Below are 19,624 nucleotides of genomic sequence, written 5' to 3' on the forward strand. Positions count from 1 at the left end.
AGTCCTCGAGGGGCACGGGTCGGCCGGTCAGCGCGGGCCGTGGCTGACGAGCGCACCTGGCCCCGGCAGTGATCCGCCGAACTGGTCCTCCACGGTCGCCGTCGCGAAGCCCCTCGACCTCAGCCGGTCGATGATGGCGGGCACGGCCTCGATCGTGTCCTCGTGGGTGTCGTGCATGAGCACGATGCTGCCGGGCACGGCGCCGCCGGCGGCCCGGTCGACCACGACGTCGACGCCCGGGTCCTGCCAGTCGCGCGTGTCGATGTCCCAGACCACGAAGGGCAGCGGGACGAGCGCTCGGACCCGCTGGTTCGAGGCGCCGTAGGGCGGACGGATGCTCGTCGCGCGGACGCCGGTGGCGTTCGCGATCGCGTCCTGTGCGCGGCGCACCTCGTCGCGCACCTGGTCGTCCGTCAGCTTCGTCAGGTCGGGATGCGCCCACGTGTGGTTCGCGACCTCGTGGCCGGCGGCCACGGCGCGCGCCGCGGTCCCCGGGTTCCGCGCCACCGCCGAGCCCTGGACGTAGAAGGTCGCCGCGGCGCGGCGCGCGTCGAGGACGTCGAGCAGCGCCGGGGTCAGCGAGCTCGGCCCGTCGTCGAACGTCAGCGACGCGCACGCCAGCAGCGCGCAGTCCACCGGGTCGTCGCCGCTCGGCGTCGACGACGGCTCGTACGGGTCGCCGGAGACGGACGCGGATCCGACGATCGACCCCGCCTCCGAGAGGAACGGCTCCAGCAGGCGCCACGGCACGTGGACGGAGGTCGGGCTCGGGCGCTCGTCGCCGGGCACCGCGAGCGTGATGACGACGCCCGTCGCTCCGGCCGCCGAATCGGCGAGGAGCGCCCTCGACTCCTCCGCCGCCGTGCCCGCGAACGGATCCTCGCCCGGCGCGATCCGACCGGCGGCACGGAGGGCCTCCGCCACCAGCGCGAGGACCCGGCCGGCCGAGCCGTCGCGGTACAGCGCGGCGCCGTCGTGCGGCGCGGCGCCCGGGCCATCCGCGTACCAGACCTCTCGGGCGACCTCGGTCGGCGCGCCCGCCTCCGCCGTGACGATCACCAGCCGCTCGCCGACGACCGTGCCGGATGCCACGACGACGGCGCACTCGACGGACAGCCGGGTCGGACCCACGACGAACGCGCTGCCCCCGGAGCAGGGCTCGCTCGCTCCGCCGGCCACGAGGTCGACGCCGGGAGACCATGCGGCGCCGTGCGCGTCGGCGAACCCGCGGAGGACCCCCGCGACGCGGGAGGTCAGGGCGTCGCCGAACGCGGTCGCTCCCGGGGGCACGGCCCATCGGGCGCTCGCGACGAAGCCCTCGGTCCGCATCGCCGCGAGGCGGGGGACCAGCGCGGCGACGCGGTCGCCGGTGAGCGCGACGGGGCCGGGGACGACGCGGGGGCCCGGCTGCGGTGCCGGCGGCGCCGTTTCGGGCGGAGGCGGACCGGACGGCTCGGCCGAGGTCGCCGCCGGATCGCCCGCGAACGGCGTCGTCGCCGCCGGGTCGCACGCGCTGAGCCCTCCGCCCAGCGCGACCGCGACGGCGATCGCGAACGCGGTCCGCGTCCGTCGGCGTCGCCCCGTCGCCGCCTTCATGCCCTCAGGCTACGCGCGACCACCCCGTTCGCCGCGGCGGCACCGGGGCCGTCGCCGACCCCGGGTCGTTCGCAGGATGTGCGCGTGAGACCGAGCGCGCACGCAACATTCCCGCGCCCGACCGCAATCAATCGCGGAGGCCGCGAACGTAGCCTTGGATTGCGCGCGGATTCGCCGCGCCGTCAGTCGCCGCAGGCGTTGCGGCCCGACCCATGAGGAACGGAGGTTTCCGATGTCACAGAGCACCATTGAGACGATCGTTGGCGAACCCGAGGTCCTCGAGGACGAGGCTCGCACCGAGATCACGCCGGAGCTCATCGCGCTCGCCGACGGCGTCGAGACCGACCCCGCCTGGGTCCGCCTCAAGGAGTCGGCCACGCGCCTGCAGTCGCTCCAGGTGAAGGACGGCTCGGTCCCCGAGGAGTCCGACAAGCCCGCGGCATCCGCCCTCGTCGACGCCGTCGTCGAGTCGGTCGCCGCCCTCGCGCCCCGGTTCCCGCACGAGGCGGCGTACCTCGAGGCGCTGCAGGCCGACTTCCGGAAGTGGCAGGCCGAGGGCCTCGGCGTGCCCGACTTCCTCGACTCGCTCGTCGAGTTCCAGCCGCAGCTGCACCGCGTCGACGGCATCCGCCACCTCGTCGTGTTCCCGATGACCACCCAGAACGGTTCGTCGGACCGGCACGTCGAGGCGCTCGTCGTCGAGACGATCTGGCCCGAGTTCATCGCGCACCTCGAGGCCGGCGACTACGGCAACAAGCTCTTCGTGAGCCTGCGCCTCGTCGACTTCACGCCCGGCTACGACACGAACTCGGCCGTGCTGTTCCCCGAGACCGTCGCGATGCGCGAGATCCCGCCGTTCACCTGGGGCGCGATCTTCCAGGACCGCGAGGCGGCCCGGTACCGCCGGGTCGTGCGCGCGGCCTCGGAGATCACCAAGCTCGAACTGCCGGATGACGCGGCGAGCCTCCTCGAGGACCAGGACCTCGCCGAGCGCACGTTCGTGATGTGGGACATCATCCACGACCGCACGCACATGCGCGGCGACCTGCCGTTCGACCCGTTCATGATCAAGCAGCGGATGCCGTTCTTCCTCTACTCGCTGGAGGAACTGCGCTGCGACCTGACCGCGTTCCGCGAGTCGGTGAAGATCGAGCGCGGGCTGCGGGCACGGGTGGCGGAGGGCGACGAACTCGACGCGGTCGACGCGCACCTGCTCGAGCACGCGAAGCTCGTGCAGTACGCGGTGATCTTCGACCGGATCTTCCGGTTCGCGATCACCGGGTCGCGCGTGCGCAACTACGACGGGCTCGGCGGCCAGCTGCTCTTCGCGTGGCTGCACCAGAAGCACGTGCTCGACTGGACCGACGTGAAGCTCACGTTCGACTGGGAGGCCGTGCCCGACGCGGTCGTCGAGCTCGGCGACGCGATCGACGAGCTGTACTGGAAGTCGATCGACCGGCCGAAGACCGCGCACTGGCTCGCCGCGTACGAGCTCGTCCGCGGCGTGCTCACGCCCAACCCGGCATCGGTGTGGGCCGAGGGCCTGCCGCGCGAGGTGCTCGCGGGCGCGCCGAAGGGCTACACCGACCTCGTGATGGACGACGAGTTCCCGCTGTCGATGTTCTTCGAGGCGCTCGACAGGAAGATGAAGCCCGTCATCGAGTCGACCGTGGGCATCACCGCCGCCGACGCCTGACGGTCTGGATATCGCTGCGATGCCGGTGGTCGAGCAGCACGCGAAGCGCGCGTATCGAGACCGCTCACGGGTCTCGATACGGCCGCGGAGCGGCCTGCTCGACCACCGGCGCGTGGAGCGCGCGCACCGGAACCAATGAGAGGATCCCCTACCGTGAACACCCTGCAGGACAAGGTCGTCGTCATCGCCGGCGCGACGAGCGCCTCCGGCCGCGCGGTCGCGCGCGCCCTCGTCGAGCACGGCGCGAAGGTCGTCGTCGTCGGCACGCACCAGGGCCGCCTCGACGAACTCGAGGTCGAGATCCCCGGCGTCGTCGGCGAGCGCGCCGACCTCACCGACGGCGACGACGTGCTCGAGCTCGCGATGCGCGTGCACGCGAGGCTCGGCGACGTCGACGGCGTCGTGCACCTCGTCGGCGGATGGCGCGGCGGCGGCGGCATCCCCGGCCAGACCGAGGAGGACTACCGCCTCCTCGAGCGCTCGCTCACGGCGCTGCGGTACGCCAGTCGCGTGTTCTGGGAGGACCTCGTCGCCTCCCCGGCCGGCCGCGTCGCGATCGTCTCGTCGACGACCGTCGAGAAGCCGACCGCGGGCGGCGCGAACTACACCGCGATCAAGGCCGCGAGCGAGTCGTGGATGCGCTCCCTCGCCGACGGCTTCGCGAAGGCGGACTCGCCCGGCGCGGCCGTGACCTTCCGGGTGAAGGCGCTCGCGGGGCTCGAGCAGCGGCTCGCCGACGAGGTCGTCGCGCTCTGGGCCACGGATGCCGCGGCCGACCTCAACGGGCGCGTGACGACGCTCCAGGGGTGACGTCCCCGGCCGCGTCGAGGTCGTCGTCGGTGTCGAACGCCTCGATGCCACCGGCCTCATCGTCGTCGACCTCGTCGGCCTCGGCGCCGTCGGCGTCCGCGTCGGTCGCGAGGGCGGCCGCCGTCTCGGCGCGCGGCGCGAACGCGCGGATGCTGCCCGCGATCGCGATCGTGGCGAGCGACACGACCACGGCGAGGATGCCCGCCGTGAGGACGGCCGCGGCGACCACGACGCGCGACTGGCCGCCGTAGACGTCGGCGGCCGTGCCATCCGGGCTGTTCAGCGCGGCGACGAGCGCGTCGTTCTCGGCGATCGTCATCGCGATCCCGAGCACGAGCACGGCGATCGACGCGACGAGCGCGAACGGCGGGATGACGAGCGCGGCGAGGGAGATGGAACGGCGGGACGCGGGCATGGAGACCTCGGTTTCATTCGGCGACGCTCGCGGCGTCGGTTCGGACCCGACCGACCCTAGGGGCGGCGGTTATGCGCCGGCTGTGGATCGTCCATGCGCCTGCGGGGTGTTCCGCCCGAGCACGATTCGGGATTCGCGCGCACGCGGGGTAGCATTCCCGCGCCCCTTGACGCGCCGTCGCCCACGGCCCACCCGAACGAGAGCCCCACCCCCATGCGCAAGCGCACCGTCGCGCTCATCACCGTGTCCGCCGTCGTCCTCGCCGCCGTCGGCGCGGCGTACTGGGCGGGCCGCGACCTGTTCCACGAACCGAGCGCCCGAGGCGTCGACTCGATGGTCGCCGAGCTCGACGGCGAGCGCGTGCTCGGCGTCTTCGCCCACCCCGACGACGAGCAGACCGTCAACGGCCTGTTCTGGCGTGCGTCGCAGGACGGCGCCGAGACGGCGATGATCACGGCCACGCGCGGCGAGGCCGGGCACCAGGTGCCCGTCGTCGCGCGGCAGGAGGACCTCGGCACGGTCCGCGCCGCCGAGGCCCTGAAGAACAGCTTCAACCTCGGCGTCGCCGAGCACGAGGTCTGGGAGTACCCCGACGGCGGCCTGCCCGACATCGACGAGTCCGAGCTCGTCGAGCGCGTCGCCGACGCGATGCGCGACTTCCGACCCGACGTCGTCGTCGCGTTCTGGCCCGAGAGCGGCGCGACCGGGCACGCCGACCACATGGAGATGGGACGCGTGACCGAACTCGCGATCGCCGAGCTGGCGGCATCCGGCGGCTCGTACACCGGACCCGACTACCTCGTGTACACGATCAGCCCGACGAAGGCGCTCACGACGTTCGGCGGCGAGACCGGTGCGTTCGTCGTCGCGAACCAGCCCGAACCCGACTACGCGATGCCGGCCGAGGTCGGGAAGAAGTTCGAGGGCTGGCAGATCCACGCGTCGCAGCGCGACTTCATGCCGGCGTCGTACATCCTGCCGACCTGGCTCGTCTACGCGCTCTGGGACCACGAGTTCTACGCCGTCCGCGACCTGGAGGCCGAGCCGCTCGCCTGAGCCGCGCCCGGCGGGGTAGTGTGCATCCACGCGAACCGGAAGGGGCGGAGCGTGGTCGACCTGATCGCATCCGACGGCACCCGGCTGAACTACCTCGAGTACGGCGACCCGGACGGACGGCCGGTGGTGCTGGTCGCCGGATTCAAGGCGCCCGCGACCAGCTGGCGGTACCAGGTGAAGCCGCTGGCCCGCGCCGGGTACCGCGTCATCGCGCTCGACCGCCGCGGGCACGGGAAGTCGGAGGCGGGCGTGGGCGAGCCGACGATGGAGCGGCACGGCCGAGACATCCGCGACCTGCTCGACGCGCTCGACCTCGCCGACGCCACGCTCGTCGGGCAGTCGATGGGCGGCGACGCGCTCTGGGCGCTCGCCGCGGAGCACGGCACCGACCGTGTCCGCGACCTCGTGATCGTCGACCAGACGCCGTGCATGCTGAACACCGACGACTGGGCCCACGGGTTCTACGACTACGACGAGCAGAACCGCGACACGTACTTCGCGACCGGCATCCCCGATCCGAGGAGGTTCCCCGCGAAGTCGAAGGGGCTCGTTCGCATCGCGCGACTGCTGACCTCGCTCGAGGTGCCGCGGGGCGGCCCACCCGCCTTCACCGAGGCGGAGCTCGCCCTCCTGAACGACCACGCCACGCGCGACTGGCGACCGGTCGTGGCCGCCTGCGAGGTGCCGGTCCTCTTCATCGCCGGCGCCGAGAGCGAGTTCTGGCCCGCCGATCACGCGGCGGCCGCGGCCGGGCTGAACCCGCTCGCCGACTCCGTCGTGATCCCCCGCGACGGCCATGCCGCGAACATCGAGCAGCCGGCGCTGTTCAACCGGATCCTGCTCGACCGGCTGGAGGCGGTCTCCGCGAGCTGACGGGCCCGGTTCGGGCCCTCGGCTCGGGCCTCACGTCGGGAACGCCTTGCCGGGATTCAGGACGCCGTGCGGGTCGAGCGCCCGCTTGACCGCGCGGTGGAGCTCCACCACGCGGGGGCTCAACTCGCGTGCGGCGCCGGGGAGCTTCAGCAGTCCGACGCCGTGCTCGCCCGTGACGGTGCCGCCGAGCGCCCGGCAGTCGTCGACGATGCGGTCGAACGCGAGCTTCGCCCGCGCCTTCGCCGCCTCGTCGCCCTCGGGCGCGATGATCAGCGGATGCAGGTTGCCGTCGCCCGCGTGGGCGATGTTCGCGATCACGACGTCGTGGTCGAGCGCGCCGGCCTGGATCCGCCGGAGCATCTCCGGCACGCGGCCGCGCGGCACGCAGATGTCCTCCGTGAGCACGGGGCCGAGCCGTTCGAGCGAGGGGTACGCGAGCCGGCGCGCGAGGAAGAGCCGGTCGGCCTCCTCGGTCGAGGCGCCCCGCTCGACCGTGAGGGCGCCGGCCCGCGCCATCCGCTCGGCCACCGCCCCGGCGAGGGCCTCGCCGGCCGCACCGACCTCGTCGACCCGCGCGAGCAGCATCGCCTCGACGCCGTGCGGCAGGCCGAGCGACTGCCACGCGTCGACCGCCTCGATGCAGGTGCGGTCGATGAGCTCGAGGGCGGATGGCACGATGCCCGCGCCCGAGATCGCCGCGACCGCGTCGCCCGCCGCCTCGAGCGAGTCGAACGAGCCGACGATCGCGCGCTCCTCGCGCCCGCCGAGCGGCAGCAGCCTCAGCGTGAGCTCGACGATGATGCCGAGCGTGCCCTCCGACCCGACCATGAGCGCCGTGAGGTCGTAGCCCGTGACGCCCTTCGCCGTGCGGCGGCCGAGCCGGACCACCTCGCCGTCGGCGAGCACGACGGTCATGCCGAGCACGTAGTCGCGCGTCACGCCGTACTTGACGCAGCAGATGCCGCCGGCGTTGGTGGCGGCGTTGCCGCCGATCGTCGAGATCCGGTGGCTCGCCGGGTCGGGCGGGTACCAGAGGCCGTGCGCGGCGACCGCCTGACGCAGGTCGTCGTTGAGGACGCCGGCCTCGGCGACCACGAGCCGCTCCGCCGCGTCGACCTCGAGGATCCGGGTCATCCGCTCGAGCGAGACGACGATGCTGCCCGCCATCGCGTTCGCCCCGCCGGAGAGCCCCGTCCCGGCGCCCCTGGCGACGACGTGCAGGCCGGATTCCGCGGCCGCGCGCACCGCCGCGACGACGTCGTCGACGGACTCGGCGAGCACCACCGCGAGCGGATCCGCGAAGTCGGCCCACTCGGCGTCGTCGTGCGCGTAGCGCGCGAGATCGGCCGGCTCCGTGATCACCCGGCCGGCCGCGAGTCCGCTCCGGAGTCGGGTGACGGCGTCGGCGGGCGAGGCGGTCGGATCTGGCATCGAGAGCGCTCCTCGTGGTGGTCGCGGTGGCGGCGGGTGGCGGCGGCCGGGGTCAGGACGTCGGGGGCGGCATCGTGGCATCCGTCGCCGGACCGTCGCCCGCGTCGCTCTCGCCCTCGCCGTCGCCGCTGCCCGCCGCCCCGCCGTCGCCGTCGGCGACCTGGCGGGCCGTGTCGGCCGGATCGTGCTCGGCGCGGCTGAGGAGCACGAACGGCGCGGCGAGCACCTGCACGGCGCCGCTGCACAGCAGCGAGAAGCCGTACCCGCCGAGGTCGGCCGCGCGGCCCAGTGCCGGCTGGATGACGGCACCGCCCGCGCTGCCGAGGAGCGAGTCGAAGGACAGCACCGTGGCGCGCTGCTTCGACGGGATCATGTCGTTGAGGTAGGCGCGGTGCACCGGATCGTCGATGGAGGACGAGACGCCCCAGAGCGCGATGAGCACGACCGCGAGCCAGAAGTTCGCGACGAGCCCGAGCGCGAGGAGGACGACGGTGCTGAGCACGGTCGCGAGCAGGATCACCGACGTCCGCTTGCGGAAGCGGCGCCGGACGACGGGCGCGAGCAGCCCGCCGACGATCCCGGCGCCCGAGAGCAGGGCGGCCGCGAGGCCGGCGATCGAGTACGCGCCCTCGTCGCCCCAGAGTTCGAGCAGGTACGGCTGGAGCGCGTAGAACGCGTAGAAGCCGACACCGGTCGTGAAGGGCGTCGTGAACATGAGCCAGCGGACGGGTCGGCGACCCAGCCCGTACTTCACGGAGGCGCGGAGGACCTCGCCCGTCGCCTTCACCGGGCCGACGCCCCGTTCCGGGGTGAATCCGAGGTCGTGCATGAGGATCGCGGCGACCGCGAACATCACGACGAGGATGCCGGCGCGGATGAGGAACGGCACCCCGAGGTTCGACAGTTGCGCGATGACGCCGCCGAGCACGGAGCCGCCGAGCATCGCGACGTTGCCGACGACGACCGCCCGGCCGAACACCGCCTCGAGGCTGCCCGTGTACCCCGTCGCCTGGAGGGCATCGACGAGCCAGGCGTCGACGGCGCCCGAGAAGAACGTGAAGCCGAGGCCGAGCAGCACCGATACGATCGCCCACGCCCAGAACGGCGACTGCCACAGCCAGAGCATCCAGTACATCGCGGTCGTCGCGGCGAGCGTCAGGGTGCCGAGGAGGTAGGAGGCCCGGCGTCCGAGGGTGTCGGCGACGACGCCGGTCGGGATCTCGAAGACGAACATGCCGAGGCTGAAGAACGCGTTCGCGGCGAACGCCTCGAGGTTCGAGAGACCGGCGTCGAGCAGGAAGAGGGTGTTGATGCCCCAGATGAACGAGGCGGCGAGGGTGTTGCCGAGGGTCAGCGTGTAATAGGTGCCCTGGACCCGGCGCGCGGCGCGCCCGCCGTCGTCGCCCGGGTCGGCGGCGGCCTCGGCCGAACGCCTCGGACTCCCCACGCGCTCCATCATGCCTGCTGGGGAAGCGCGCGCGCCAGCCTCCGGCGTTCACTCGGGGGCACCCCCCGTTCGTGGTTCTTTTGCCGTAGAACGTTAAAAGCCGCGCGTCAAGCGATTTCTTTTGCTTGACCGCGGTGAGACAAATGCCGTAGTGTCCGAAAAAGTTCGTGGCGCCAACTCACGAGCAACGGTGCGAAGAGTGGCTAGGTGACGCTTCGCGCCGGGCGCGGTCACAACCCCGCGTCGCGGGCGTTCCGCCCGACCCCCACAACGGTTCAGTGCAAGGGAGCATCATGGATGAACTGACGGAACAGGCCGAGCACGACGCCCGGATCCTCGGGACGCGACTCGGCCTCACGCGGCGGCAGCTGCTCGCTGCGACGACCGGCATGGCAGCGGCGGCAGCCGTCGGCCTCGCCGGCGGCCACACGCACGCCCACGCCGCTCCCGCGGCCGCGGGCGGCAACGGGGTGCTCGTCCCGCCCGGCAAGCGGGGCATCATCCTCTACACGGTCCGCGACGCCATCGGCCGCAACCCGCTGACGAACCCCGGCCTGCCCTCGGGCTTCAAGCAGGTGCTGGAGGAGCTCGCGCGCCAGGGGTACAAGCAGATCGAGTTCGCGGGCTACAACCAGAACTCCAACTCCGAGGGCGGCAACCTGAACAACGTCGCCGGGGCGCAGCTGCTGCGCACGTGGCTCGACGACAACGGGCTCGAGGCCGAGGGCAACCACGGCTCCATCCCGGGTTCGATCACCGACACCACGCTCGCCCAGTTCGACGCCGCCTGCGAGATCGCCAACATCCTCGGATTCGGCCACATCGGCACGGGCAGCGACCCGACCAACTCGGCGTACCTCGCCGACTGGCAGGCCGCCGCCGAGCGCTGGAACATCCTCGGCGAGCGCGCGGCGACGCACGGGCTGAAGCTGTACACGCACAACCACGATGCCGCGTACAACTTCCTGCTCGACAGCGGGCCGCTCGACGCGATGGGCCGCCCGACCGCCTCGAGCGGCGTCCGCCGCCTCGAGTGGTTCCTGCAGAACACCGACCCGAGCTACGTGTACCTCGAGATGGACATCTACTGGGCCCACGTGGCGCAGCACCGGTACCAGAGCTACACGGCGGCCGACGGCAGCACCGTCCCCGACTGGTTCGACCCGGCGGGGCTCGTGGCCGAGCAGACCACGCGGTTCCCGCTCTTCCACGCCAAGGACGGTGCGCGCAACACCAGCGCCGCCGGCTACTCGATCGTGCCGTTCGGCGCGGGCGACATCGACTTCACCACGTTCTTCCAGCGGATCGGGGCGAAGGGCTACCACAACTCGATGTACGAGCAGGACAACGCCTCGAGCGTGCCCATGGCCTCGCCGACCATGTCGCTCGAGAATGCCGCGTCCTCCTACAAGAACCTCGCCGCGCTCCGCGGCTGACGCGATACCCCGGGCCGCGCGGGTGACCCAACTCCCCGCGCGGCCCGGACACCACATGGATCCCGCCGAACCTCCTTCCATTCGTTGACTGGAGAACATCCATGCACATCGCACGTTCACGCCTTGCGGCGCTGGTGGTCGGAGCCGCGGTCGCGGCATCCGTCATCGTCGCGGGGCCCGCTGCCGCCCACGATGGCGTAGACCACGGTGACGAGGTCTCGGCCACGACGTGGGCCAACTACGAGCGCGTCAGGCTCGCCGGCACCCAGGGTGTCGGAGAGCCGATCGACCTCGCGGTCCTCCCCGACTCCCGAGTCCTCCACACGACGCGGAACGGCCAGCTCCGCCTCACCGACCCCGCACAGGGCACGACGACCACGGTCAACACCATCGACGTCTACTCGAACTCCGAGGACGGCCTGCAGACCGTGACCCTCGACCCGGACTTCGAGGAGAACGGCTGGGTCTACCTCTACTACGCCCCGCGCGAGATGGAGGCGCCGTACCCGGCGACGACGCCGGTCGGATCGGCGCCGAACACGCTCCCGGCCGGGCAGGACGCCTCGTACTGGGACCAGTGGAAGGGCTACAACCAGCTCAGCCGCTTCACGTGGGACGCCGAGGCATCCGCGCTCGACCTGTCGACCAAGCAGGACATCATCAAGGTCGAGGTCCAGCGCGGGCAGTGCTGCCACGTCGGGGGCGACGTCGCCTTCGACGACGAGGGCAACCTGCTCCTCTCGACGGGTGACAACACGCCGGCCAGCACGCCGGGCGCGAGCGGCTACGCGCCGAACAACGACCGTCCCGGCTACAACCCCGGCTTCGACGCGCGCCGCGGTGCGGGCAACACCAACGACCTGCGCGGCAAGATCCTCCGGATCGACGTGCAGGACGACGGCAGCTACACGATCCCCGAGGGCAACCTCTTCGCGCCGGGCACGGCCGAGACCCGCCCCGAGATCTTCGTGATGGGCGTGCGGAACCCGTTCCGCATGGACTTCAACACGGTCACGGGCGCCGTCACGTGGGGCGACTACGGCCCCGACGCGGGCACGGCGAGCGACCTGCGCGGCCCGATGGGCTACGTCGAGTGGCAGTCGACCACGACCGCGATCAACGGCGGATGGCCGTACTGCCACGGCCCGAACGCGAACTACAACGACTGGGACTTCGAGACCGCGACCCAGGGCGAGTGGTTCGACTGCGAGGGGACGCTCATCAACACGAGCGCCTACAACACCGGCCTGGACCAGCTCCCGACGGCGACCGAGCCGCAGCTCTGGTACGGCGACCGTCCCGAGCACCAGCCGTGGCCCGAGTTCGGCTCGGGCGGCCAGGCCCCCATGGGCGGCCCGACCTACGTCTACGACGAGGAGAACCCCTCGGAGACGAAGTTCCCCGAGTACTGGAACCACAAGACGTTCATGGGCGAGTTCTCGCGCGACCGCGTGTTCGTCTTCTCGCAGGACGAGGGCGACGGGCCCGTCACCAAGATCGAGGACTTCCTCCCGAACGCCTCGCTGAACGCCGCGGGCATGCCGCCGTGGGACAACGTGATGGACATGGAGTTCGGCCCCGACGGTTCGCTCTACGTGCTCGACTACGGCGACGGCTTCTTCCGCCCGAACCCCGACGCAGGCCTCTACCGGGTCGACTACGTCGTGGGCACGAAGGGACCGCGCGTCATCCTCGAGGCCGCGCCCACGTCGGGTGAGGGACCGCTCGAGGTCGACTTCGACGCCTCGGACTCGACGCACCCCGACGGGCTCGCGCTGAGCTACGCCTGGGACTTCGAGGGCACGGGCACGTTCGAGGAGGGTGACGCGACCGCGTCGCACACGTACGCCGAGGACGGCCAGTACCAGGCCCGCGTGCGGGTCACCGACGAAGGCGGACGCGTGAGCCTCGCCTCGGTCACGATCACGGTCGGCAACACCGCGCCCGTCGTCGAGATCGTCTCCCCGGCGAACGGCTCGTTCGCCGACTGGGGCGACGAGATCGAGTTCGTGGTCGAGGTGACCGACCCCGACGAGACGATCGACTGCGACCGCGTGCTGTGGAGCTACGGCCTCGGCCACGACAACACGCACACGCATCCGCTGTTCACGGGCAACGGCTGCACCGCGACGATCGAGATGGCGCTCGAGGCCGGGCACGGCGAGACCGAGAACATCTACGCCCAGATCGGCGCGTCGTACACCGACGCCGGCACCGACACCGCTCCCGCGCTGACGGGTGACGACGTCGCGCTGCTCAACCCGCGCGCACTGCAGGCCGAGCACAACGACGCACGCAGCGGCGACGTGACGGTCGTCGACGACGAGTCGGCCGAGGGCTTCCGCCACCTGGCGGGCCTGGACGCCGGCGAGTGGATCGCCTACCAGCCGGTCGAGTTCGGCGGCATCACCGGTGCCACCGTCCGCGCCTCGGGTGAGGGCGAGGTGTCGCTGCACTGGGGTGACGCCGATGCCGACGCCTTCGCGACCTTCGCGGTCGACTCCGAGGGCTGGGCGGATGTCTCCGTGCCGCTCGTGACCGTGCCGGAAGGCACCGGTCGCGTGGTCGTGACCTCGACGGGCGGGGTCGTCCTCGACCAGTTCGTGTTCACGACGTCGACGGACGACATCCGGGCTCTGCTCGCCGCGCTGAAGGCCGACGGCAGCATCACGCGCGGCGTGGAGGCCTCCTTCGGCGACGTCCTCGCCGAGGTCGACGCGGCCCTCGAGGCCGGTGACACGGCCACGGCCATCGCCCGGCTGCAGTTCATCGTCGACAAGACCCCCCAGCGGGTGCGCACCGACGCGGATGCGGCGGCGCTCATCATCCGGGCGGCCGAGGCGGTGATCGCCGACCTCCAGTAGGCACCACCGCGGCGGCGGGGCGCGTCCCCGCCGCCGCGCACCAGGCCGGTGCGGTCGGGAAACGACCTTGGCGGGATCCGCCGGCCGCACCAAGAACGGATCGGGCCGTGTCCTCCTGAGGGCACGGCCCGTTCCCATGCCCGCCGGCGGCGGGCCGTTCGGCTCTGCCGCACAGCGCGCGTTCGGGTCTACGCTTCGCCCATGATCCGCTTCCTGATCAACATCGCGATCTCGCTCATCACGGCGGCCGTGGGCCTGCTGGTCACGTCCTGGATCCTCCCGGACTTCCACCTCGACGCGGCCGGGTTCATCGTGGCCGTGCTCGTCTTCACGATCGCGCAGGCGATCCTGGCGCCCTTCATCTTCAACATGGCCCGGCAGTACGCCTCGGCGATCCTCGGCGGCATCGGGCTCGTGTCGACCTTCGTCGCGCTGCTCATCGCGTCGCTGTTCCCGAACGGCATCCGCGTCGACGGCATCGTGACCTGGATCCTCGCGACGCTCATCATGTGGATCATCACGGCGCTCGGCACCTGGCTGCTCGGGCTCTGGTGGTTGAAGGGCCGCGTCGAGGAGCGCCGCGCGAACCCCTGAGGTCAGTACTCCGGGCGGTACGCGAGCACCGGACCGGCGACCGACACGCGCACCTCGGTCCCGCGCGGCACGAACTCCGAGGCGGTCACGCGCGCCCGCAGGCTCACGCCGTCGGCGAGCGCGAGGGCGAGCATCGCATCGTGCCCCGTGTACTCGACGTCGGTCACGATCCCGTCGAGGGCCGCGGCGCCGGCGACGGATGCCGCGTCCGCGCGCACCACGCGCAGCTCCTCGGGGCGCACCAGCACGGTCACGTCGGCGCCGTCCTCGGGCGCGAGCCCCGCCGCATCCGCCACCGGCATCGCCCGCAGCCGGCCGATCGAGGTCGCGACCTCGTCGCCGTGGAGCACTCCGCGGAGGAAGACGGCGTCGCCGACGAACCCGGCCACCCACGGCGTCGCGGGCGTGCGGTAGACCTCCTCGGGCGTGCCGAGCTGCAGCACCTCGCCGCCGCGCATGACCGCCACGCGATCTGCGACCGACAGCGCCTCGGCCTGATCGTGCGTGACGAGGATGCCGGTGACGCCCTCCGCCCGGAGCAGCTCGCGCACCGCGGCGCGGAGGTCGGCGCGGAGCATCGGGTCGAGTGCGCCGAACGGCTCGTCGAGGAGCACGAGCTCGGGGCCGGCCGCGAGGGCCCGGGCGAGCGCCACGCGCTGCGCCTGCCCGCCCGAGAGCTGCCCGGGCGCGCGGTGCGCGAGCGGCGCGAGGTCGACGAGGTCGAGGAGTCGCCGCACCTCGTCGGACGTCGCCGCGCGACGGGCCGCCCGCGCCGAGCCGCGCCCCGCGAGCATGCCGAACGCGACGTTCTCGGCGACCGTCAGGTGGGGGAAGAGCGCTGCGTCCTGCGGAACCCAGCCGATGCGCCGCTTCTCCGGCGCGAGGTGGATGCCGTGCGTGGTCACCATCCGCTGCCCGATGCGGATCTCGCCGGACTGCGCGCGGAGCAGGCCCGCGATGGTGCGCAGCAGGGTCGTCTTGCCGCATCCGCTCGGCCCGACGATCGCGAGGAGCTCGCCGTGCGGCACCTCGACGTCGACGGCGTGCAGCACGGGCCCGCCCTCGTAGCCGACCGTCAGGTCGCGCACCTCCAACCGGCTCATGCGATCGCCTCCCTGGCGGCCTCGCGTCCGGCGCGCGTCTCGGGCGCGATCGCCTCCCGGGTCGCCTCGCGTCCCGCGCGCGCGTCGGAGAGCAGGAACGCGGGCACCGCGGCGACCAGGAGCAGTGCGACCGCGTAGGGCGCGGCGGCGCCGTAGGCGGAGATGTCGGTGCGCTGCCAGAGCTCGACGGCGAGCGTGTCGGTGCCGGTCGGGCGCAGCATGAGCGTCGCGGGCAGCTCCTTCATGGCCGAGACCGCGGCGAGCAGCGCGGCCGCGAAGATGCCGGGACGCGCGAGGCGCGCCGTGACCGACCACCACGTGCGGGCACGCGAGTTGCCGAGCGTGCGCGACACGTCCTCGAGCGAGGTCGGCACCTGGCCGGTCGCCGAGCGGATCGACCCGATGGCCTTCGGCATGAAGAGGATGCCGTAGCCGAACGCGAGCACGAGCGCCGTCTGGTACAGCGCCGGCACGACGCTCAGCGAGAAGAACACGAGCGACAGGCCGACGACGATGCCGGGGAGGCCGAGCGCGAGGTAGCCCGCGGACTCGATGCCCCGCACCATCCGCCCACGGTGGCGCGCAGCGAGCACGCCGATCGGCAGGGCGAGGGCGACGGCCACCAGGGCACCGCCCGCCGAGAGCAGCACGGTGTTGCCGATCGCCTGCGCGAGGTTCACGCCGTCGAACGCCTGCAGCGTCTCGGCGGTGAGCACCCGGCTGAGCAGCACCGCGACCGGGACGAGGACCGCTACCACGGGGACGAGCGCGAGGAGCAGCAGGCCGGGCGCGGTCCACGGCCCGAGGCGGGTCATCCGTCGCCGCCCTGCCGCCGGGGCGGCCTGGATGCGTCGTGCCGCGCGCCCGCGCGCGACCTGCTCCCCGAGCACGACGAGCAGGGCGAGCCCGACGAGCAGCACCGCGAGCACGGCGGCCTCGTCGCGGCTGAAGCTCGCCGAGTACGCCTGCTGGATCGCGGTCGTGAGCACCGGGAAGCGGAACAGCGCGACCCCGCCGAAGTCGCTCAGCGTGTAGAGGCAGACGAGCAGTGCGCCCGCGAGCACCGCCGGCCGGATCTGCGGCCACGTGCCGAGCATGAACGAGCCGAACGGCCCGCGTCCGAGCGTGCGGGCGACGTCGTCGAGACCGGTGCTGCCGATCCGCAGCGCCGCGGCGACCGGGAGCGTGACGTACGGCACCGAGACGAAGCTGAGCACGAGCCACGCGGCCCAGAAGCCCTTCATCGACGGCTGCCAGGCGAGCCATCCGTACGCCGCGAGGTAGGAGGGCATCGCGAGCGGAAGGGCAGCGAGCACGGCCCACGCGCCGCGCCAGCGCAGCCGGGCGCGTGCGAGCAGGAACGCGCTCGGCACGCCGAGCGCGACCGCGGTCAGGGTGACGGATGCCGCGAGCAGCACCGAGTTGCCGACGAGCAGCGGGATCCGTGGCCGGTCGAAGACCGCGGCGAGCTCGGCCGGGTCGGCCGAGAGCACGCGCACCACGAGGTGGATGACCGGGATCGCGGCGAGCGCGACCGCGACGAGGGATGCCGCGATGAGCCCCCACGGGCGGCGGGGGCTCGCTGTCGCGACTCGATCGGTCATGTCAGGTCCAGCGTAGGCGTGCGGGGCCGGGTTCCCGCCGGGTCGCCGGCCGCGGCATCCGCCCGCCCGCCGATCAGATGAGGCCGTTGTCGGCGAGGAGCTGCTGGGACTCGCCGACCGAGTCGAGGTCGCTGAGGTCGAGGCCAGGGTTCACGAGCGTGTCGATCGCGGGCAGGCCCTCGGGGGCGTCGACGCCCGGCAGCAGCGGGTACTCGAAGGTCTCCTCGACGAAGTACCGCTGCGCCTCCTCGGAGACCAGGAACTCGACGAACGCGCGTGCGGCGTCGTCGTCGGCCGCGCCGTTCAGGATCGCGGCGCCCGTGACGTTGACGATGCCGCCCGGGTCGCCCGGCAGGAACTTCAGCTGGGCGCGCATGTTCTCGGCGCCGACCTCCGCGGCCTGGCGGAACCAGTAGTAGTGGTTGATGAGGCCGAGCTGCGCCTGCCCGGTGTTCACGAGGTCGAGCGATGCGAGGTTGTTCTCGGTGAGCTCGGGGTCGTTCGCGGCCATGCCCTCGACCCAGGCGGCCGCGGCGTCCTCGCCTTCGAGCACGCGCAGGGCCGTGATGAACGACTGGAAGCTGGCGTTGCCGGGCGCGAAGGCCACCTCGCCCGACCACTCCTCGCCCGTCAGGTCGTCGACGGTGTCGGGCACGTCGTCCTCGGCGAGCTCCTCGCCGTCGTACGCGATGACGCGGGCGCGGCCGGTGACGCCGATCCACGAGTCGTCCTGCGACGTGAAGCCGTCGGGGATCAGGCCGGCGAGGTCGGACGGGATCTCGCTGACGAGGTCGGCGTCGGCGAGCGCGCCGAGCGCGCCGGCGTCCTGCGAGAGGAACACCTCGGCGGGCGTGCGGTCGCCCTCCTCGAGGAGCAGCGCGGTGAGCTCGGGCGTCGCGGCGTACCGCGCCTCGACCGTGATGCCGGTCTCCTCCTCGAACTGCTCGATGAGCGGACCGACGAGGCCCTCGTCGCGGCCGACGTACACGGTGAGCGTCTCCGCGTCGTCGGCCGGCGCGGTGCAGCCGGTCAGGGCGAGGGTCGCGGCCGCGAGGCCGGCTCCGGCGAGGACGATTCCGCGTCGTGCGCGCATGGGCGTACTGGCTCCAACGATCGGTGGAAGGTGAGGGCCCGTCGAATGCGGGCGAACTTAGCTTAGCCTCACCTGCGTTCGCGCTCGACTCGGGAGGTCACGGCCGCGCACGACCGCGACGAGTGATCCGTGCATGAGAGCCCCGTGAGCGGGCATCGGCCGGATTCTCATGCAGGGGCCGGGTCTTGACGACCCGGCCCGTGCCGCTTATGGTTAAGCACATCATTAATTAAGGAGTTGCTTACATGACGGATGGCACGGACGAGCTCAGCCTCGTCTTCCGCGCCCTCGCCGACCCGACCAGGCGCGCGATGCTCTCGCGCCTGCACCGCGGTTCGGCGACCGTCGGAGAACTCGCCGAACCGTTCGCGATGAGCCGCCCCGCGATCTCGCAGCACCTCGCGGTGCTCGAACGCGCCGGGCTCATCGAGCGCACCGTCACCGCGCAGTGGCGCACCTGCACGCTGCGGACGGAGCCGCTCGACGAGGCGTCCGACTGGGTCGAACGCCATCGCGGCGAGTGGAACGAGCGGTTCGACCTGCTCGACGAGCAGCTCCGCAGGATGAGAGGGGGGACCCCATGACCGCGCAGACCGACGCGCAGTTCACCATCACCCGCATCTTCGATGCGCCCCGCGAACTGGTCTGGCAGGCCTGGACCGAGTCCGCGGACGCGGCGGAATGGTGGCACCCGCGCGGCATCGTCATCAAGGACGGCAGCGTCTCCGTCGACGCCCGACCGGGTGGGCGGTACGCGTACACGATGGTGAACCCGGTCGACGGGAGCGAGTACCCGACGGCCGGGGTCTACCGCGAGGTCGACCCGCCCAGGCGGCTCGTCTTCACGTGGGCCTCGCCGGGCGATCCGGACGAGACCGCACCCGTCATCACCGTTGACCTCAGGGAGCTCGACGGCGAACGCACGGAGATGCTGTTCCACCTCCGCGGGTTCCCCGGCGCACCCGGCGACGAGAACGTGTACGACGGCTGGGACTCGGCCTTCGACCTGCTCGGCGAGCAGCTCTCGGCGAGGATCCGCTGATGGGGCGACTCATCGTCGAGCAGATCGTGTCGGCCGACGGCTACGCGGCCGATGCGGAGGGCGGGATCGGCTTCTTCGAGGCGATTCCCGGCCTCGAGGCAACCGACCACGACCAACTCGAGTTCCTCGAGGGCGTCGACGCGATCCTCCTCGGCGCGAACACGTATCGCATGTTCGCGGACTACTGGCCGACCGCCGACCCCGCCGTCGACGCGGTCGCCGAACCCATCGCCCGATTGCCGAAGCACGTCGTGTCGAACTCGCTCGAACGGGCGCCCTGGGGCGACGGCGAGATCGAGGTGCTGCGGGGGGATGGCGCGGCCTCCGTCGCACGCCTGAAGGATCGGTTCGACGCGATCGTGCTCTGGGGCAGCCTCGCGCTCGCCGATGCGCTGTTCGCGGCGGGACTCGTCGACGAGCTCCGGCTGCGGATCGTGCCCGTGCTGATCGGGGCGGGCCGGTCGTTCACGCCGGCCTCGCTCGGGGAGCGCCCGCTCGGACTCGACCACGCGTTCACGCACCCGTCCGGCCATGTGAGCCTGCACTACCGACTGCGGTAGCGGG

The 19,624-nt window shown here is 72.4% G+C and carries 17 protein-coding genes; 10 read left to right on the forward strand and 7 right to left on the reverse strand.

The genetic code is table 11. The features are described from left to right. Positions 1-27 precede the first annotated feature (27 nt). Positions 28-1,596: a polysaccharide deacetylase family protein gene (locus tag GLX25_RS04140; RefSeq protein WP_155840931.1), complete on the reverse strand. Its 1,569-nt coding sequence runs from the start codon at positions 1,594-1,596 to the stop codon at positions 28-30. 232 nt (positions 1,597-1,828) lie between these two features. Here GLX25_RS04140 and GLX25_RS04145 point away from each other — a divergent pair, with 232 nt between their 5' ends. Continuing rightward, positions 1,829-3,292: a DUF6421 family protein gene (locus tag GLX25_RS04145; protein ID WP_155840932.1), complete on the forward strand. Its 1,464-nt coding sequence runs from the start codon at positions 1,829-1,831 to the stop codon at positions 3,290-3,292. A 153-nt stretch (positions 3,293-3,445) separates the two neighbouring features. Continuing rightward, a complete protein-coding gene (locus GLX25_RS04150; protein WP_166548431.1) occupies positions 3,446-4,102 on the forward strand; it encodes an SDR family NAD(P)-dependent oxidoreductase in 657 nt (218 codons plus the stop codon). Here GLX25_RS04150 and GLX25_RS04155 read toward each other — a convergent pair. Beyond that, positions 4,071-4,517 (reverse strand): hypothetical protein, encoded by a 447-nt coding sequence (locus GLX25_RS04155; RefSeq protein WP_155840934.1) that lies wholly within the window; start codon positions 4,515-4,517, stop codon positions 4,071-4,073. The genes GLX25_RS04150 and GLX25_RS04155 overlap by 32 nt on opposite strands. A gap of 213 nt (positions 4,518-4,730) precedes the next feature. On the opposite strand from GLX25_RS04155, the gene GLX25_RS04160 reads away from it, so the two are divergent. Continuing rightward, complete coding sequence (locus GLX25_RS04160) at positions 4,731-5,573, forward strand: PIG-L deacetylase family protein (RefSeq protein WP_166548432.1); 843 nt, start codon at positions 4,731-4,733, stop codon at positions 5,571-5,573. Positions 5,574-5,624: 51 nt separating this feature from the next. After that, a complete protein-coding gene (locus GLX25_RS04165; protein WP_166548433.1) occupies positions 5,625-6,446 on the forward strand; it encodes an alpha/beta fold hydrolase in 822 nt (273 codons plus the stop codon). 30 nt (positions 6,447-6,476) lie between these two features. Here the strand turns inward: GLX25_RS04165 and GLX25_RS04170 are convergent, their stop codons facing one another. Continuing rightward, positions 6,477-7,877 (reverse strand): FAD-binding oxidoreductase, encoded by a 1,401-nt coding sequence (locus GLX25_RS04170; RefSeq protein WP_155840936.1) that lies wholly within the window; start codon positions 7,875-7,877, stop codon positions 6,477-6,479. A gap of 52 nt (positions 7,878-7,929) precedes the next feature. Beyond that, positions 7,930-9,324: an MFS transporter gene (locus GLX25_RS04175; RefSeq protein ID WP_271192350.1), complete on the reverse strand. Its 1,395-nt coding sequence runs from the start codon at positions 9,322-9,324 to the stop codon at positions 7,930-7,932. Between the two features lie 293 nt (positions 9,325-9,617). Between GLX25_RS04175 and GLX25_RS04180 the strand changes: the two genes are divergently transcribed. The 3 genes from GLX25_RS04180 (at position 9,618) to GLX25_RS04190 (ending at position 14,218) form a co-directional block, all read left to right on the forward strand. Beyond that, positions 9,618-10,760 carry a sugar phosphate isomerase/epimerase family protein gene (locus GLX25_RS04180; RefSeq protein WP_155840937.1) on the forward strand — a complete coding sequence of 381 codons (1,143 nt, stop codon included), beginning with the start codon at positions 9,618-9,620 and terminating at the stop codon, positions 10,758-10,760. 101 nt (positions 10,761-10,861) lie between these two features. Continuing rightward, positions 10,862-13,624 (forward strand): PQQ-dependent sugar dehydrogenase, encoded by a 2,763-nt coding sequence (locus GLX25_RS04185; RefSeq protein WP_155840938.1) that lies wholly within the window; start codon positions 10,862-10,864, stop codon positions 13,622-13,624. Positions 13,625-13,825: 201 nt separating this feature from the next. Beyond that, positions 13,826-14,218, forward strand: a complete 393-nt coding sequence (locus GLX25_RS04190; RefSeq protein ID WP_155840939.1) for a phage holin family protein — start codon at positions 13,826-13,828, stop codon at positions 14,216-14,218. Between the two features lie 2 nt (positions 14,219-14,220). Here the strand turns inward: GLX25_RS04190 and GLX25_RS04195 are convergent, their stop codons facing one another. The 3 genes from GLX25_RS04195 to GLX25_RS04205 all read right to left on the reverse strand — a co-directional run bounded on the left by GLX25_RS04195 (position 14,221) and on the right by GLX25_RS04205 (position 18,018). Continuing rightward, positions 14,221-15,321, reverse strand: coding sequence for an ABC transporter ATP-binding protein (locus tag GLX25_RS04195; RefSeq protein WP_155840940.1), 1,101 nt, complete (start codon positions 15,319-15,321; stop codon positions 14,221-14,223). Beyond that, on the reverse strand, positions 15,318-16,925 hold the full coding sequence (locus GLX25_RS04200; protein WP_155840941.1) for an ABC transporter permease: 1,608 nt from the start codon (positions 16,923-16,925) through the stop codon (positions 15,318-15,320). Before GLX25_RS04200 ends, GLX25_RS04195 begins: the two co-directional genes overlap by 4 nt. A 73-nt stretch (positions 16,926-16,998) precedes the next feature. After that, entirely contained in the window at positions 16,999-18,018 is a 1,020-nt protein-coding gene (locus GLX25_RS04205; RefSeq protein ID WP_155840942.1) for an extracellular solute-binding protein, read from the reverse strand. Between the two features lie 245 nt (positions 18,019-18,263). Between GLX25_RS04205 and GLX25_RS04210 the strand changes: the two genes are divergently transcribed. Genes GLX25_RS04210 through GLX25_RS04220 form a run of 3 tightly spaced genes read left to right on the forward strand, consistent with a single transcriptional unit; the run spans position 18,264 to position 19,620 of the window. Then, positions 18,264-18,602 (forward strand): ArsR/SmtB family transcription factor, encoded by a 339-nt coding sequence (locus GLX25_RS04210; RefSeq protein WP_155840943.1) that lies wholly within the window; start codon positions 18,264-18,266, stop codon positions 18,600-18,602. Continuing rightward, positions 18,599-19,060, forward strand: coding sequence for an SRPBCC family protein (locus GLX25_RS04215; protein WP_155840944.1), 462 nt, complete (start codon positions 18,599-18,601; stop codon positions 19,058-19,060). Before GLX25_RS04210 ends, GLX25_RS04215 begins: the two co-directional genes overlap by 4 nt. Then, positions 19,060-19,620: a dihydrofolate reductase family protein gene (locus tag GLX25_RS04220; RefSeq protein WP_155840945.1), complete on the forward strand. Its 561-nt coding sequence runs from the start codon at positions 19,060-19,062 to the stop codon at positions 19,618-19,620. The genes GLX25_RS04215 and GLX25_RS04220 overlap by 1 nt, the downstream gene beginning before the upstream one ends. Positions 19,621-19,624 lie beyond the last annotated feature (4 nt).

Source organism: Agromyces luteolus (genome assembly GCF_009729855.1).
Taxonomy (GTDB): domain Bacteria; phylum Actinomycetota; class Actinomycetes; order Actinomycetales; family Microbacteriaceae; genus Agromyces; species Agromyces luteolus.